Source organism: Actinoalloteichus sp. GBA129-24 (assembly GCF_001941645.1).
GTDB lineage: Bacteria > Actinomycetota > Actinomycetes > Mycobacteriales > Pseudonocardiaceae > Actinoalloteichus_A > Actinoalloteichus_A fjordicus.
In genome coordinates, this window is sequence record NZ_CP016077.1 from 6,453,572 (window position 1) to 6,468,949 (window position 15,378).

The following is a 15,378-nucleotide window of genomic DNA, read 5'->3' on the forward strand; positions in this document are numbered from 1 at the left end:
TACTGAGAGTACGCATCCTGCCCTGCTTGGGTGAATCAGGGCCCGCAACAGGGGAACTCCCTCACAATTTTCGATTCCTTCGAATTCCCGGCTTAAGCTGGAGTGGCCAGGAGGCAACCCGGCATCCGGCCGAGCCAGTGAGGAGAGGAACATGACTGCCGTACTCGACGGGCACACCGTGCTGCCGCCCTCAGACGACGACACGGACGCCAACCTCAGGCAGCTGGCCTTGATCCTTGAAGAGCCCGCCCATCAGGGTGAGCACGCCGAACTCATCGGCCCCGACGGCTCACGGGTGACGCTGCCGGCAGACCTGCACGGCGTGCTGCGCGACACGGTGGCAGCTCTCTCCGCAGGGCTGGCGGTCACCATCGCACCGCGTCATGCCGTACTGACCACACAGCAGGCTGCGGACCTCCTGCATATCTCCCGCCCCACCCTCATCAAGCTTCTCGAAGAAGAGAAGATCCCGTACACGCGTCCCGGGCGTCACCGACGCATCCGACTCGCCGACGTGCTCGAGTACGAGGAGGGCACCAGGCAGGCCCGTCGCGAGACGCTGGGCGAACTCACGCATACGGCGAGTGAGGACGGCACCGCCGACGACATCGATCACTTCATCCGAACTCGATGAGCTGATGGCCTTTCCCGCATTCCTGGATTCGTGCGTCCTCGTCCCGATCAACCTCACCGACGTGCTGCTTCGTCTGGCGGAGGCGAACACCTATCGTCCGATCTGATCGGCTCAGGTGTTGGAGGAGGTCGAGCGAAATCTGCCGAAGGCATCGGCACGCATGACCGTCGACTCGGCCCGACGCCGAGTCGCGCGCATGCGTACCGCCTTTCGCGATGCGGAGACGACCGGATTCGAGTCATTGATTCCGACCATGACCAACCAGGAGAAGGACCGCCACGTCCTCGCTGCGGCAGTCTGCGCGGGAGCTGCCGTCATCGTCACCGCCAATATGAAGGACTTCCCCGACTCTGCGGTGAAGCCCTACGACATCGACGTCAAACATCCCGACGAGTTCCTGTTGGATCAGCTCGACCTCTACCCCGCTCCGACACTGAACTGCCTGCGCGAACTGGTAGAGGCACGACGACGACCGCCGGAGACGGTGGAGCAGTTCCTCTCTCAGCTCGGCAAGACAGTGCCCGACTTCAGGTCGGCGTGCGGCGTCGTGATGCTGTCGGAGCCGCGCACGCCGACGTGCGATCCGCACGGGCGGCGATCACTCCCTGGTAGGCCTGGCCCGGCCGGACACCGCTCCCGGCATCGTCGCCCGAGGCAGGCGCCTCAACCCAGATACCCGAACAACCCGTTCCACCGCCGCTGGTCCCCCTCGGCGGAGGCGATCAACACCTCGGGATCGATCCGCACGATCTTGCCGCTGTCTGCCGTCGGCAACTGCTGGGCGAGGATCTCCGGCGGTTCGACGTCGCCGCGAGCGGGGAACTCGCCGATCTGGCGGAACACGTCCTGACCACGCTTGGACAGGTTCCACTCCAGGAACAGCTCGGCGGCGTCGGTGTTGACGGCCGAGTCGGTCATCCCGACGAAGTAGTCGTACGCCGCCATCCCTTCCTCGGGGATGACGAAGTTCACCGGCGCGTTCTTGCTGGCGGCGATGTTGACGCTGCTGACGACGGCGGTGGCCACCGGGATCTCGCCTCGGGCGAGGCTCTCCAGCGCCGCGCTGGAGGAGTCGAAGATCCGGGGGTTCTGCTCGGCCAGCGCGGGCAGGAAGTCCGGCCCCAGTTCTTCCTCCTGGAAGCGGTTCAAGGTCAGCGAACTGCCACCCGCACCGACCTGGGTGATGCCCAGTTCGCCCTGCCACCTCGGGTCGGTGAGGTCGTGCCAGGACTTCGGCGCGTCCGCCGGATCGACGAGTGCGGTGTTGTAGGCGAAGGTGTAGAGCGGGTTGAAGACGCGGTAGAAGTCCCCGTCGAAGTAGCGGACGGTGTCGTCGAGTTCGTCGTAGCCTGCCACCCGATGCGGCTGGAACACTCCGGCGTCGCGCATTCGGGTGGCGATGTCGAAGTCCGAGGTGCGGACGACGTCGGCGCCGAGCCTGCCCGCACCCTGTTCGCTGAGCACCCGCTCGGAGAGTCGGTTGGGCACCAGCCGGACCAGGTCGACGGAGATTCCGGTGTCCTCCTCGAAGACCTTGATGACCTCCTTCTCACTGTTCTCCACGTATCCGCTGTACAGCGAGAGCCTGCCTTCCTCGACGGCGGCCTCGAACAGCTCGGCGTCGGCGATGCGCTCGCCGTCGATGACCAGGCCGTCGGAGGTGTCGACGTCTGCCGTGGAGTCGACCACCGGGTCGAACTGCGGCGGGGCACAGCCTGCGGCCACGAGCGCGCCTGCCACGGCGACGCAGGCGAGAATCCTGGTCTTTCTCATCGCGCACCATCCACGGTCTTGGCTCCGAACGACTTGGCCAGCAGCGCGATGATCAGGATCACCACGCAGTAGAGCAGGCTCACGGAGGCGGCACCCTGCATGGCGCCGTTGTCGTAGTTGTCGAAGATGAGGATCGACAGCAGCCGGGTGTCGGAGGTGAACAGGAACAACGCCGCCGACAGCTCCCGCATGCACAGCATCAGCAGCAGCAGCACCGTCGAGACCATCCCGACGCGCATCAGCGGCAGCGTCACCCAGGACACGGCCGTGGCCCGTCGAGCGCCCAACAGCACCGCGCTGTCCTCCAGATCACGATCGACCTGAAGGATCGACGAGGTCACTCCCCGGTAGCCCTGCGGCAGGAACACCGCCATGAAGGCGATGACCAGGACGAACACCGTGCCGTAGACCGGCAGCGGGATCACCAGCCAGGTCCACAGCAGGCCGAGGCCGAGCACGATGGCGGGCACCGCGAGCGGGGCCATCGCCACGAACTCCAGCACTCGACGGCCTGCGGAGTTCGTCCGATAGACGGTGTAGGCGACGACGAAGCTGACGGCCGTGCCCAGCAGCGCGGCCAGGATCGCGGTCACCGCGCTGTTGCCCGCCGACTGGAGGAAGTCCGGGGAGAGGATGAGCTGCCCGATCATGTAGAAGGACAGCGCCCCCGGCTCGGTGAGCTGGCCGAGCGAGGAGACGTACGGCGAACTCTGGAGCGCGGAGATCAGCAGCGCGCCGATGGGGAGCACCACGGCCAGCAGGAAGTACACCAGCGCCAGGCCGAAGAGCGGCCAACGCCACCGGCCGAGCGACACCAGCTTCGTCTTGACGCCCTTGCCGGTGACGGTGGTGAACTTCCGGCGCATCACCGCCCGCTGCTGGAGTGCGGTCACGATCAGCAGGACGGCGGTTAGGGTGATCGCCACCGCGGCGGCCTCGGTACCTCGGGAGGGCGAGGCGTTCATCAGCCGATAGATGAAACTCGGCAGCGTCTCGACCTGGCCGGGATTGCCGATCACCTGGGCGACGGGGAAGTTCTCCATCGTGAGCGCGAAGATCAGCACGCCGGAGCCGAGGATGGCGGGCAGTGCCAGCGGGAAGGTCACCCAGCTCAGCGTTCGCCTTCGCGTGCCGCCGTGGACGAACGCGGCCTCCTCCAGGTCGGGGTTCATCAGGGATAACGCGCCGTGGACCAGCAGGAACGCATAAGGGGCGTAGTAGAGCGCCAGCACCATGATCAGGCCGGGCATGCTGTAGATGTTCAGCGTCACGTCGAGGCCGATGCCCTGGAACACGAGGTTCAAAAAGCCCGTGGCCGGGCTGCCCAGCAGGGACCAGGCCAACGCGCCGACCAGGGACGGCAGGAACATCGGCGCGATGCCGACGAAGTAGAGGAACCGCCTGCCCGGCACGTCGGCCCGCGCGGCCAGGAACGCGAGTCCGCAGCCGATGGCCATGGCGAGCACCGAGGCGAGCGCGGCGATGAAGACCGAGTTGCCCAGTGCTCCCAGCGCCTCCGAGGAGCCGAGGATCGCGAAGTTGTCCAGGGAGAGCGAGTCCAGGCCGATGGAGCCCGGTCGGGGGACGTCGTCGCTGAACGCGGCGAGCGCGATGAACAGCATGGGCAGCACGACGAGGATGCCGAGCACCACGAGGAGCACCCCGGTGGGCACGCCTTGACGGATTCTTCGCACGAGCGTTCTCACGTCCGCACCTCCGAGGGCAGCACCTGGACGGCGGACGGGGCGGCGGAGGCCCACACCTGGGCACCGACCTCCAGCAACGGGGCGGTGCCCTTGCCGACGACGGCGTCGAGTTCCGGCCCGCCCTTGAGCGCCACGCGGTACCGCACCGAAGCCCCCTGGTAGGCGACCACCTCGACCCGGCCGAGCCAGTCGTTGCCGTCGCGCAGTGGATCACCGCTCAACCGGATGTCCTCCGGCCGGATGCATGCCTTGGGTGCGTCGAGGTCCCCGGGCACGTCCTGGGCCAGCACCTCCACGTCATGGCCGGTCAGCCCGAACAGGCTGCCGCCCTCGGTGGTGCCGCGCGGGACGCAGGAAAAGACGTTGGACACCCCGAGGAAGTCCGCGACCGAGGCGGAGCAGGGATTCTCGTAGATCCGCTCCGGTCGGTCGATCTGCACGATCCGCCCGCCCTGCATCAGGGCGATCCGGTCGGCCAGTGCCAGCGCCTCGGACTGGTCGTGGGTGACGTAGACGCAGGTCAGGTTGAGTCGCTGCTGAATCTCGCGCAGCTCCAGCCGCAGCCGGTCCCGGAGGCGGGCATCGAGGTTGGACAGCGGTTCGTCGAGGAGCAGCACGCTCGGGCGCATCACCAGGCTCCTGGCCAGCGCCACCCGCTGCATCTGCCCACCGCTGAGCAGGCTGGCGCCGCGATCGGCGAACTCGGCGAGGCCGACGATCTCCAACGTCTCGGCGACCCGTTGCCGGATCTCGTCCTTGGGCAGCTTCTGCTGCCGGAGCGGGAACGCGACGTTCTGGAAGATCGTCCGATGCGGCCAGACCGCGTAGGACTGGAAGACCATGCCGACGTTGCGTCGATTCGGCGGGACCGCCACGCCGCGCTCGGCGTCGAAGACCACCGTGTCGCCGATCGTGATCCGCCCCCGCGTCGGGGTCTCCAGTCCCGCCACGCACCGCATGGTCGAGGTCTTGCCGCAGCCAGACTTGCCGAGCAGGACCAGCGACTCGCCGTCCTCGACGGTGATGTCGAGGTCGTCGATGGCGACGGCTCCCCCGTAGGCGAGCGTGATGTTCTCCAACTGAACCTTCATGACAGCTCCCTTGCTGTCGGGCCGCCGTGTCAGGGCACGCGGTCCCGAGATTGATGCCCGTAGGCGGTCCTCGCCGTCCTCGCCGGAGGGCGGACGCGGTGCGACGGTCGCGCGCCGCGTCTGCGCCCGAGGAGTGGTCAGGGCGCGAGCGAACCTGGAACGGGCACTCGGACCGGAACCAGCAGTTCCGCAGTCGCGATTCGCCGCGCGGCACGGTGCAGGGTCACCGCTCGTACCGCTCCCGAGTCGTCGAGATCGATGTCGACAGGCACCACGCCCGCCGGGGTGCCGAGCCGGATCGAGATCTCCGACGGCCGGTTCCCGGCCAGTGTCGCCGCGAGCGTCCCCGTTGTCACGACCCCCGTCGCGACCGCTACTGCCGAGGTCAGGCCGATGGCGGGGTGCGGAGCGTGCATCGAGAGCATCCGGACGGCGAGGTCGTGATCGGCAGCAGGCACCTCGACGCCCGCCGAGGTCCGGTACGGCCCGGGGGCTCCGACGACCCCCACCTTCGGCACGCCGTGGCGCACCGGATCCTGGGGAGAGTCCAGCCCCATGCGCAGGGCGCCGAGCCTGCGCAGCCTGCTGAGTTCGGGCACGAAGGCCTCGAACTCCTCGATCGACTCGTGCGCGGTGGCGCCCAGCCGCACGGCGTCGGCGAGCATGGCGGGGGCGCCCGCGTCGATCAGCGTCGCCTCGGCCGAGTCCACCCGGTCCACCGGGTTTCCCGTGGGCAGCAGCCTCCCGGTGCTGGTCCCGGCGGGGTTGAGGAAGCCAAGCGCCACGGGCACGCCTGCCGCCGTCGAGCCGGGGACGGTCTGCCCGCCGAGCTCCGGCACGATGCCGTCCGGGGTGGGGACGGTGGCGGTCAACACGGCTTCGGTGTTGCGATTGCGCATCCGAACCACGGAGACCGGGTCGGTCGCCGGGACCAGCCCGGTCTGGAGCGCGTACAGGCCGACGGCGGTGGCGCAGTTGCCGCAGTTGCTTCCCCACTCCACGCCGACGACGCCGATGCCGACCTGGGCGAAGAGGTACTCGACGTCGACGTCCGCATCGACGGACTTCCGAACGATCGCCGCCTTGGACGTCGTCGAGGTCGCCCCGCCGACGCCGTCGATCTGCCGAGGGTCGGCGGAGCCGAAGGCGGCGGCGAGCACTCGGTCCAGCGACGGTTCGGCAGGCATGGCGGCTTCGTCGAACATCCAGCACTTGCTGGTGCCCCCACGCATCAACGTCCCTGGTAGGCGCAGCACCCGACGTCCTTCCACACTCGTTCGGCGACTCACGGGAGTAGAGACTGCGGCAGTCAAGCCTTCAGTACAATCACGAAGAAGTGCGGTCCCGTTCAGTTCTGCTTAAGGCTTGGGGTCATGACGCTCGACGTTCGACGGATGCTGCTGCTCGCCGAGGTGGCCGCGCACGGCTCGCTGACCGCGGCGGCGCAGGCGCTGGCCTACACACCGTCGGCGGTGTCACAGCAGATCGGCAAACTGGAGATCGAGGCAGGTCAGCCGCTGGTGGAGCGCCATGCGCGCGGCGTGGAGCTGACCTTGGCGGGACGTGCGCTGGTGGAGCACGCGCAGCGGATCGATCGTCAGTTGCAGGCGGCGCGCGCGGAACTCGACGACATCGCCGGGCTGCGCTCCGGCGAGCTGCGGATCGGCTCGTTTCCGACCGCCGGTTCCTCACTCCTGCCATTGGTCGTGCGCGGGCTGGGCCGGGCACATCCGGCGGTGCGGCTCGTGGTGCGCAGCGCGCAGCTCGCGGGGCTGCGCAACATGCTGGAGAGTCGGGAGATCGAACTCGGCCTGCTCTGGGATTACGACTGGTCACGGGTCGACGACCCCTCGCTGGCGCTGACTCCGCTGCTCGCCGATCCCACCGCGCTGATCGTCTCCCACGATCACCCGCTCGCGGGCCGCACCTCGGTGAACCTGCGCGAGCTGGCCGACGAGACCTGGATCACTCGTGCCGATGATCATCCGGTGGCCGAGGTACTGGCCCGCAGCGCACACGCGGCGGGCTTCGAACCACAGATCGCCTTTCACGCGCACGATTACCAGGAGGCACAGGCCATGGTCGCGATCGGCCTCGGAATGGCACTGGCACCTCGACTGGCGCTGACCAATCTGCGATCGGGCATCGCCGTCATCCCGCTCACCTCCGCACCGACTCGACGCATCCTGTTGGCTCGGCTCGCCGCCCGACGGCCCACGCCGACCGAGACGGCGGCGGAACGCGTGTTCGTCGAGGTCGCGCAGGGTCTGGCGACTCAGGTCGGTGCGAGGAGCACCCGGCGGATCGAGACCACCGGAAATCCCGAGCAGCTCGACTGAACCGGGTACGCCGCGTGCGCTCTGGCGACCTGCCGCAGCACACCGGGCAGCAGACAGACGCACGGAGCCGACGAGCGTGCAGGCGGCAGGCAGGGGCGCGACGGCCCCGGCCGCGCGGGAGGCGCACGAACCGCAGGGCGAGACGGGCAGCCACCGGAAATCGCGCACCGCCGCCATGGCCGTCCGCAGCCGAAGACGGCCTCGGTCCAGGCCCGGCCCGGTCCCGGTCTTCGGCGGTCGGCAGCGCACGGGTGAGCCCATCCGCAGCCGACACGGTCGGGACTAGAGTCTCTGCACTGTGCGTCTCATTCTCGCCTCGGCGTCCCCGGCCCGGCTCAACGTCCTGAAGACGGCGGGGATCGATCCCGTCGTGCGCGTCTCCGGCGTCGATGAGGACGCGATCATCCGAGGCCTGCGGCGGGCCGACCCGCCCCGACTGGTGGTGGCGCTCGCCGCCGCGAAGGCGGAGGCGGTCGCGCTCAGCGTGGCCGAGGAGTTTCCCGACGCGGTGATCATCGGCTGTGACTCGATGCTGGCGGTGGAGGGTCCCGACGGCGTCGAGGCCGTCGGCAAGCCGGGCACGGTCGAGGTGGCCCGTGCGCGCTGGGAGCAGATGGCAGGCACGACCGGCGAGCTGCTCACCGGGCACTCGGTCATCCGCGTCGAGGGCGGCAGGACCACCAAGACGGCCGAGGGCATCGCGGGGACGACCGTGCGCTTCGCCGAGCCGAGCGAGGCGGATCTCGAGGCCTATCTCGCGACCGGCGAACCGCTGGCGGTCGCGGGCGGCTTCACGCTCGACGGTATGGGCGGCTGGTTCGTCGAGGGCATCGAGGGTGATCCTTCGAACGTCATCGGGATCAGTCTGCCGCTGACCCGCAGGCTGCTAGAGGCCGTGGACGTGAGCGTGGTGTCGCTGTGGCGTTAGCAGGCGAGGGGCGTACCGCAGGCGGAGCGAGCGCAGGAGACACCGCAGGCAGAGCCGCCGCAGCAGACACCGCCGGTCGCATCGGCGCGGGCGACACCGCGCGGCTGATCGGCGTGGACGCGGCGCGGGGTCTCGCCGTGCTGGGCATGTTCGCGGCGCATCTGGGACCGCATCCGCGCGACGGCGGCGCCGGGGAGGCGATGTGGATCTTCCACGGCTTCCCCTCCGCGCTGTTCGCGCTGGTGGCAGGCCTGTCTCTCGCCCTGCTCACGGGCGGCTCGAACCCGGTTCACGGCGCCGCACGGCGCACGGCGGCCCTGCGCATCCTGCTGCGTGCGCTGCTGTTGTTTCCGCTCGGCCTGCTGCTGGCCGCGCTCGGGACCAACGTGCTGGTCATCCTCTGCTACTACGCGATCTACTTCGTGCTGGCGCTGCCGTTGCTGTGGCTGCGACCGCTGGTGGTGGCGCTGTGCGCCGGGCTGCTGGCGGTGGGCGGACCACTGTTGTCCTTCGCGATCCGGGGCGCCGTCGAGCCGATGAACGGCCCCTTCGAATACACCACCTTCTCGCTCGCCGAGGGCGACGGGCTGTCGGCGCTGTTCGTCACCGGCACCTATCCGGCGTTGACCTGGCTGCCGTTCGTGCTCGCCGGGGTGGTGCTCGGCAGGCTCGACCTGCGTCGGGCACGGACGGCGGCGTGGACGGCCGCAGCGGGCGTCGTCGCCGTGCTGCTCGGCTACGGCGGTTCATGGCTGGTCTCGACCCGCTTCGGTGCCAGGGCGCGACTGCACGAACTCCTCGCCGGCGGCCTGCCGCCCACGCCGTTCGGTTCGCCGCCGCCGGGATCGGGCGAGGCCGTCGCGGCGCTCGACGAGCGCATCCGCTGGGGCATGCTCGGCACGGTCCCGACCACCGACCCGGCCTGGCTCTCGATCGCCTCACCCCATTCGGGGACCCCGTTCGACGTCGTCGGCGCCACGGGCGTGGCGCTGCTGGTCGTCGCGGCGTGCCTGTTCCTGCTGCGCGTCGGGGTCATCCGGCTGCTCTTCAGCCCGATCAGCGCCGTGGGCTCGATGCCGTTGACGATCTACAGCGGCCATCTGGTCGGGTTGGCGATGCTGGGTTCGGTGCCGCCGGAGCTGGACTTCCCGGTACTGATCAGCTTCATCGTCATGGCAGCCTGCTTCGCGATGGTCTGGCGACGGTTCGTCGGCCGAGGGCCGTTGGAGCAGCTCCTGCACTCCTTCGCCGCCCGCGTCGCACCGAGCGACGAGGCCAAGCGCACAACGTAACCAACTGCTTCCCGGCAGTTGAGATAACCCATTCAGGTCTCGCCCGTTGGTGTGAGCGTGCCTACAGTCAGTCGGCAGAAGGAATTTCCTGCTCCTGACAGGCGTGGAATACCAGCGTTATGCGCATCCGATCGCGACGACCGTTGCTGACCAGCCGCCGACACGTGGATCTGTGTCGGCAGGCCAGCGCCGTCTGTCCGGGTTGACGGCTCACCCCATCCGGCTCGTCAAGTCCGGTCCGTCACCCTCACCCGCGAACTCGCTCGGAGCGTCCTCGTGTCCTCTGTCTCTGCCGCGCCCGCACGACGAAGACTCGTCAAGATCCCCCTCGCCGTTCAGATCCTCCTCGCGCTCGCGCTGGGCGTGGTCCTCGGTCTGACCGCGCGGGCGCTGAGCCTGGAATGGCTCACCGTCACCCTCCAGACCCTCGGCTCGACCTTCGTGAGCCTGCTCCAGGTGACCGTGGTGCCCCTGGTGTTCACCGCGATCGTGGTGAGCATCGCCAGCCTGCGTGACCTCGGCCGAGGGCCTGCCGCGGTCGCCCGCCTCGGCGGCAAGACACTGCTGTGGTTCGCCACGACGGCCTTCATCTCGGTGCTCATCGGCATCGCGACCGGGCTGATCAGCAATCCGGGGCGCGGGCTGGAGCTGACCCCGGACCCGGCGGCCGTCGAGGAACTGGCCGAACGCGAGCCGGGCAGCTGGCTCGACTTCGTCACCGGGCTCGTGCCGAGCAACCTGTTCGCCGCCTTCGCGGAGGGCGCGGTCCTCCAGGTCGTGGTGGTGTCGGTCCTCGTCGGGGCCGCCGCCTACAGCCTGGGCCGACGTGCGGAGCCCTTCGTCGCCGTCAACCGCTCGATCCTGGAGATCGTGCAGAAGGTGCTGTGGTGGCTGGTTCTGCTGGCCCCCATCGGCGTGCTCGGTCTGATCGGCCGCGCCGTGGCGACCTACGGACTCGGCGAGACGCTGGCCCCGCTGGCTCGGCTGGGCATCGGCGTCTACGTCGCCTGCCTCGTGGTGCTGGTGGGCGTGTACCCGCTGCTGCTGCGGGTGTTCGCCAAGGTCCGGCCCAGCATCTACTTCCGCAAGGTCTGGCCCGTCCTCCAGTTCGCCTTCGTCTCCCGTTCCTCCGGAGCGACCCTGCCGCTGACCCGCCAGACCACCATCAACCTGGGCGTCGACCGGCGCTACGCCGACTTCGCGGTGCCGCTGGGCGTGACCACGAAGATGGACGGCTGCGCGGCGATCTATCCCGCCATCGCGACGATCTTCATCGCGCAGGTCTACGGCGTGCCGCTCTCCCTCGGCGACTACGTGTTGATCGCCCTGGTCCCTGTGGTGGCGACCGGTGCGAGCGCAGGCGTGGCGGGCTGGTTCACCGCACTGACCCTCACGCTGAGCACGGTCGGCCTCCCGCTGGAGGGCATCGCGCTGGTACTGGCCATCGACCCCATCCTGGACATGATCCGCACCGCGACAAACGTCGCGGGTCAGATCACCATCCCGGTGCTGGTGGCCCGCAACGAGGGACTGCTGGACGACAAGGTCCTCAACTCCACCGAGAGGCACCTGCTCGACCCGAGGGCCACCGCGCAGCCCTCCTCCGACGAGACGGACTCGAAGCAGGAGGACGCCGAGGCGGCGGACGGGTCGGCGCAGGCGTCGGCAGGTGACGGCGACAAGGTCGGCGCCGCCGAGAGGCGCTGACCGTCGGCGAGGATGCGACGACAATGAGCAGGGCGTAGGACCCGCTCGGGTCCGGCTCTTAGACTCCACGGGTCACGTCTCGTGAAGCCCGCAGGCCACCGACGGCCGTCGGGTCGAGGAGGGAGCATCGTGCCCGATCCGGTAGCCGAGAAGGTCGAGAAGGCCTCCGAGCAGGTCCGCGCCCAGCCGTTGCGCAAGGTACTCGTCGCCAACCGGGGCGAGATCGCCGTCCGAGTCGTGCGAGCCTGCCGGGATGCAGGCCTCGGCAGCGTGGCGGTCTACGCCGACTCGGATCGGGATGCACCGTTCGTCCGGCTCGCCGACGAGGCGTTCGCACTGGGCGGCAGCACCGCCGCGGAGAGCTATCTGGACATCGGCAAGATCGTCGACGCCGCCCGGCGCAGCGGCGCCGACGCCGTGCACCCCGGTTACGGGTTCCTCTCCGAGAACGCCGACTTCGCCCAGGCCGTCCTCGACGCAGGTCTGATCTGGATCGGTCCCGGCCCGCAGGCCATCCGTGACCTCGGCGACAAGGTCACCGCACGCCACATCGCGATGCGGGCGGGCGCCCCGCTGGTGCCGGGCACCAAAGAGCCGGTGTCCGGACCGGAGGAGATCCTCGCCTTCACGGCGGAGCACGGCCTGCCGGTGGCGATCAAGGCGGCCTTCGGCGGCGGCGGACGCGGGCTGAAGGTGGCCCGCACCGTCGAGGAGGTCCCGGAGCTGTTCGACAGCGCGGTGCGCGAGGCACAGAGTGCGTTCGGGCGCGGCGAGTGCTTCGTCGAGCGTTACCTGGACCGACCTCGCCACGTCGAGGCGCAGGTGCTGGCCGACCAGCACGGCACGGTGATCGTCGTCGGCACCCGCGACTGCTCATTGCAGCGCAGGCATCAGAAGCTCGTCGAGGAGGCACCGGCGCCGTTCCTCACCGACGAGCAGCGCAAGACCATCCACGAGGCCGCCCGCGCCATCTGTCTCGAAGCCGGCTACCACGGTGCAGGCACCGTGGAGTTCCTCGTCGGGACGGACGGGACGATCTCGTTCCTCGAGGTCAACACCCGCCTTCAGGTAGAGCACCCGGTCAGCGAGGAGACCTCCGGGATCGACCTGGTGATCGAGCAGTTCCGCATCGCGGCAGGCGAGCGACTGACCTACGACGGCGACCCGGCCCCACGCGGCCACTCCATCGAGTTCCGCATCAACGGGGAGGACGCGGGCCGGGACTTCCTACCCGCCCCCGGTGCCGTCACCCGGTTCGTCGCCCCGGCGGGCCCCGGCGTCCGCGTCGACGCAGGTGTGGAAAGCGGCAGCGTCGTCGGCGGTCAGTTCGACTCGCTGCTGGCGAAGCTGATCGTCACCGGCAGCACCCGTGAGCAGGCGCTGCGCCGGGCGAGGCGGGCGCTGGACGAGTTCGTCGTCGAGGGCATGGCCACCGTGCTGCCCTTCCATCGCGCGGTGGTGGCCGATCCGGCGTTCACCGCCGCAGACGGCTTCGCCGTGCACACCCGGTGGATCGAGACGGAGTTCGACAACACGATCCCGCCGTTCGCAGGCCCGGCCGAGACCGATGCCGAGGCACCGGCGGAACGACAGACGATGGTGGTCGAGGTCGGCGGTCGCAGGCTGGAGGTGACACTGCCCGCCGGTATCGCGGGCGCGGCACCGGCGCAGACGAAGACCGCACCCCGCCGGAGGGGACGCGGCAGCACGAAGGCCGCGGTCTCCGGCGACGCCGTGACCGCACCCATGCAGGGCACCGTCGTCAAGCTCGCCGTGACGGACGGGTCGGTCGTCGCCGCCGGTGATCTGCTCGTCGTGCTGGAGGCCATGAAGATGGAGAACCCGGTCGTCGCGCACAAGGCGGGCACGGTGAGCGGACTGTCCGCGACGACCGGGGCCACCGTCGGACAGGGCAGCGTGTTGTGTGAGATCAAGGACTGACGACGCGGCGAGCCTGCGGATCGAGGGCTCGGCGAGCGGAAACGAGGCGAGCGCCTCCCGGCACCTGGCCTCGCCCGGCGTCGGCTCCGTCGCTCGCCGAGCCGTCTGGTCGCAGCGGGCGGCCCGGCCTCGACGCGCTTCAGCCCTCGACGGCCGGGGGCAGAACTCGTTCTCGTCCCGGCAGATGGGCCGCCGCCGCCCGCGTCATGACGGGGTGATCGCGGGCCCGCACGGCGCGGCTCAGGTCGGTTGCTCGATCAGGACCCGCCCAGATTGGTGGGCGCGGACGGTGAGGAGAGACGCGGAAAGGTACTAGCATCGGAGCTTGTGGAGGACTTCTTCTCGCCCGAGGTGCGGATCGGCGATGCCGAACGCGAGGAGGCGGTCGAGGTCCTTGGCAGGCACCTCGCCGACGGCAGGCTCGACATCACCGAGTACGGCGATCGCTGCGCCCGCGCCTCGACGGCCAGAGTCCGGAGCGACATCGCGGCGGTCTTCGCGGATCTGCCCCAGCCGCGCCCCGCATTCCTGAATCCTCGCCCTCCCACGCCGCCGCCCGCCCCTCGGCCAGTACCGCAGGCGTCCGCGCGTCCGCAGCGGCATCCGCTGGACAGAGCATTGATGACCGTGGTCTGGCTGGTGGCAGCGCTGCTCGCGGTGTTCACCAGGAATCTGTTCATCCTCGCGCTGCCGCTCGCCGTGACCGCGGTCCTGCGATGGCGCTGACCGTCGGCGACGCGGCCGGTCGCTGACGCAAGGCCCGGACGGGATCTGACGCAGCCTCGAACCGACGACCGTCCGTCGACGACCCCGAGTGCCTGCCCGGTTACGGTACGGCCATGACCGAGCATCGTCCTGCCTTCGCGGCCCGATGTGCCGTCGGGCTGATCATCGTGCTCATCGCCGCGGCCTGCACCGACAGCGGCGGCGGACGCGCGGCCCACACGAATCCGCCGCACCTGTCGGCGCCGCTGCCCAGTACCCCGTCGGCATCGCCACCGCCGCGTCCGCAGGAGATCAGTCTCGTCGACGTCGATCCCTGCACGCTCCTGACCGAGGCGCAGCGCAGCCAGCTCGGTTTCGACCGCCCGCCGCAGCCGGGGGTCGAAGACGGATTCGGTGATGCCGCCACCTGCAGCCTCCGCAACAGTCAGGGCCGCATCGGCGCTCGGATCGCGCTGGTCACCGTGGAGGGCGTGGGCGTGTGGACCGACGACACGGCGCAGGTCGACGTCGAGCACGTGGAGGTGGCGGATTTCCCCGCCCTGGTGGTGCGCACCCCGATGATCGACACGGTATGCAACGTCGAGGTGGACGTTGCCGAAGGACAGTTCCTCGACGTCCTCTATCGGGACGACGGAGCGCAGCCGCCGACGCCGCTGGACCAGTTGTGCGCAGGTGCACAACGCATCGCAGAGGTGACGATTACGTCGCTGACGGCCGCCAGATGAACTGTCTTCGCAGGCCAGCAGCCCCTTCACGGTGAGCTACCACGCTGCGCATGTGAACCACTCCACAGTGTCATGAATTCGGGCTAAGGTGAGTCGATCGATGCCGAGCTGGAGGTATACCCATGCCATCCACTTCCATTCCCGGCTCCGACTCGACGACGCCGGTGCCCGGCGCAGGCGGTGTCGGCGCCGACCAGCTCTATGTGGAACCGGAGGCGATCCCGGACATCACTCGCTCGCTCCAGACGGCACTGGACCAACTGGGCCCGCAGATCGAACATGCCTTCAACGATCTGCGCATCGTGCCGTGGGCGGGCGACCCGGTCAGCCAGGAGGCGGCCGAGCAGTTCAACGAGTTCTCCTTCGGTGGCAGCGAAGCGGCCTTCGACGCGCTCTGCGGGTATCGCGACCAGCTGCAGTCGGCGGCCGGAACCCTGGAAGAGGCAGAGGCGCAGTACCGCCGCATCGACGACGACAACGCGGACCTACTGGAAGCCAACGGATGCTGAACACTCA

At 69.4% G+C, this 15,378-nt stretch carries 14 protein-coding genes; 10 read left to right on the forward strand and 4 right to left on the reverse strand.

Going from position 1 to position 15,378, the window contains the following annotated elements; translation table 11 throughout:
- The first annotated feature begins 151 nt into the window (after positions 1-151).
- Positions 152-634: a helix-turn-helix domain-containing protein gene (locus UA75_RS27670; protein WP_075742737.1), complete on the forward strand. Its 483-nt coding sequence runs from the start codon at positions 152-154 to the stop codon at positions 632-634.
- A gap of 663 nt (positions 635-1,297) precedes the next feature.
- On the opposite strand, the gene UA75_RS27675 is transcribed toward UA75_RS27670, so the two are convergent.
- From UA75_RS27675 to UA75_RS27690, 4 genes are all read right to left on the reverse strand, one after another.
- The gene (locus UA75_RS27675) at positions 1,298-2,407 is read right to left on the reverse strand and encodes an ABC transporter substrate-binding protein (RefSeq protein ID WP_075742738.1); all 1,110 of its coding nucleotides are present in this window, start codon (positions 2,405-2,407) and stop codon (positions 1,298-1,300) included.
- The gene (locus tag UA75_RS27680) at positions 2,404-4,113 is read right to left on the reverse strand and encodes an ABC transporter permease (RefSeq protein ID WP_232237494.1); all 1,710 of its coding nucleotides are present in this window, start codon (positions 4,111-4,113) and stop codon (positions 2,404-2,406) included. The genes UA75_RS27675 and UA75_RS27680 overlap by 4 nt, the downstream gene beginning before the upstream one ends.
- The gene (locus tag UA75_RS27685; protein ID WP_075742740.1) at positions 4,110-5,204 is read right to left on the reverse strand and encodes an ABC transporter ATP-binding protein; all 1,095 of its coding nucleotides are present in this window, start codon (positions 5,202-5,204) and stop codon (positions 4,110-4,112) included. Before UA75_RS27685 ends, UA75_RS27680 begins: the two co-directional genes overlap by 4 nt.
- Before the next feature lie 137 nt (positions 5,205-5,341).
- Positions 5,342-6,460, reverse strand: coding sequence for a PrpF domain-containing protein (locus UA75_RS27690; protein WP_075742741.1), 1,119 nt, complete (start codon positions 6,458-6,460; stop codon positions 5,342-5,344).
- Positions 6,461-6,577: 117 nt separating this feature from the next.
- On the opposite strand from UA75_RS27690, the gene UA75_RS27695 reads away from it, so the two are divergent.
- The 9 genes from UA75_RS27695 (at position 6,578) to UA75_RS27730 (ending at position 15,371) form a co-directional block, all read left to right on the forward strand.
- The gene (locus UA75_RS27695; RefSeq protein ID WP_083683684.1) at positions 6,578-7,543 is read left to right on the forward strand and encodes a LysR family transcriptional regulator; all 966 of its coding nucleotides are present in this window, start codon (positions 6,578-6,580) and stop codon (positions 7,541-7,543) included.
- A gap of 298 nt (positions 7,544-7,841) precedes the next feature.
- Positions 7,842-8,471, forward strand: a complete 630-nt coding sequence (locus tag UA75_RS27700) for a Maf family protein (RefSeq protein WP_075742742.1) — start codon at positions 7,842-7,844, stop codon at positions 8,469-8,471.
- Positions 8,462-9,763 carry a DUF418 domain-containing protein gene (locus UA75_RS27705; protein WP_083683685.1) on the forward strand — a complete coding sequence of 434 codons (1,302 nt, stop codon included), beginning with the start codon at positions 8,462-8,464 and terminating at the stop codon, positions 9,761-9,763. The genes UA75_RS27700 and UA75_RS27705 overlap by 10 nt, the downstream gene beginning before the upstream one ends.
- A gap of 119 nt (positions 9,764-9,882) precedes the next feature.
- On the forward strand, positions 9,883-9,969 hold the full coding sequence (locus tag UA75_RS35255; RefSeq protein WP_404800004.1) for a putative leader peptide: 87 nt from the start codon (positions 9,883-9,885) through the stop codon (positions 9,967-9,969).
- A 70-nt stretch (positions 9,970-10,039) separates the two neighbouring features.
- Complete coding sequence (locus tag UA75_RS27710; protein WP_075742743.1) at positions 10,040-11,470, forward strand: dicarboxylate/amino acid:cation symporter; 1,431 nt, start codon at positions 10,040-10,042, stop codon at positions 11,468-11,470.
- Positions 11,471-11,599: 129 nt separating this feature from the next.
- On the forward strand, positions 11,600-13,411 hold the full coding sequence (locus UA75_RS27715; RefSeq protein WP_075742744.1) for an acetyl/propionyl/methylcrotonyl-CoA carboxylase subunit alpha: 1,812 nt from the start codon (positions 11,600-11,602) through the stop codon (positions 13,409-13,411).
- A 327-nt stretch (positions 13,412-13,738) separates the two neighbouring features.
- Positions 13,739-14,137, forward strand: a complete 399-nt coding sequence (locus UA75_RS27720) for a DUF1707 domain-containing protein (protein ID WP_198042863.1) — start codon at positions 13,739-13,741, stop codon at positions 14,135-14,137.
- A 113-nt stretch (positions 14,138-14,250) separates the two neighbouring features.
- The gene (locus UA75_RS27725) at positions 14,251-14,862 is read left to right on the forward strand and encodes a DUF3558 domain-containing protein (RefSeq protein ID WP_075742745.1); all 612 of its coding nucleotides are present in this window, start codon (positions 14,251-14,253) and stop codon (positions 14,860-14,862) included.
- 122 nt (positions 14,863-14,984) lie between these two features.
- Complete coding sequence (locus UA75_RS27730; protein WP_075742746.1) at positions 14,985-15,371, forward strand: hypothetical protein; 387 nt, start codon at positions 14,985-14,987, stop codon at positions 15,369-15,371.
- Positions 15,372-15,378: the final 7 nt, after the last annotated feature.

Coding starts and splice junctions, on each gene's coding strand:
- UA75_RS27695 (WP_083683684.1), top strand. CDS start 6,578: ATGACGCTCGACGTTCGACGGATGCTGCTGCTCGCCGAGGTGGCCGCG.
- UA75_RS27725 (WP_075742745.1), top strand. CDS start 14,251: ATGACCGAGCATCGTCCTGCCTTCGCGGCCCGATGTGCCGTCGGGCTG.
- UA75_RS27670 (WP_075742737.1), top strand. CDS start 152: ATGACTGCCGTACTCGACGGGCACACCGTGCTGCCGCCCTCAGACGAC.
- UA75_RS27675 (WP_075742738.1), bottom strand. CDS start 2,407: ATGAGAAAGACCAGGATTCTCGCCTGCGTCGCCGTGGCAGGCGCGCTC.
- UA75_RS35255 (WP_404800004.1), top strand. CDS start 9,883: ATGCGCATCCGATCGCGACGACCGTTGCTGACCAGCCGCCGACACGTG.
- UA75_RS27730 (WP_075742746.1), top strand. CDS start 14,985: ATGCCATCCACTTCCATTCCCGGCTCCGACTCGACGACGCCGGTGCCC.
- UA75_RS27685 (WP_075742740.1), bottom strand. CDS start 5,204: ATGAAGGTTCAGTTGGAGAACATCACGCTCGCCTACGGGGGAGCCGTC.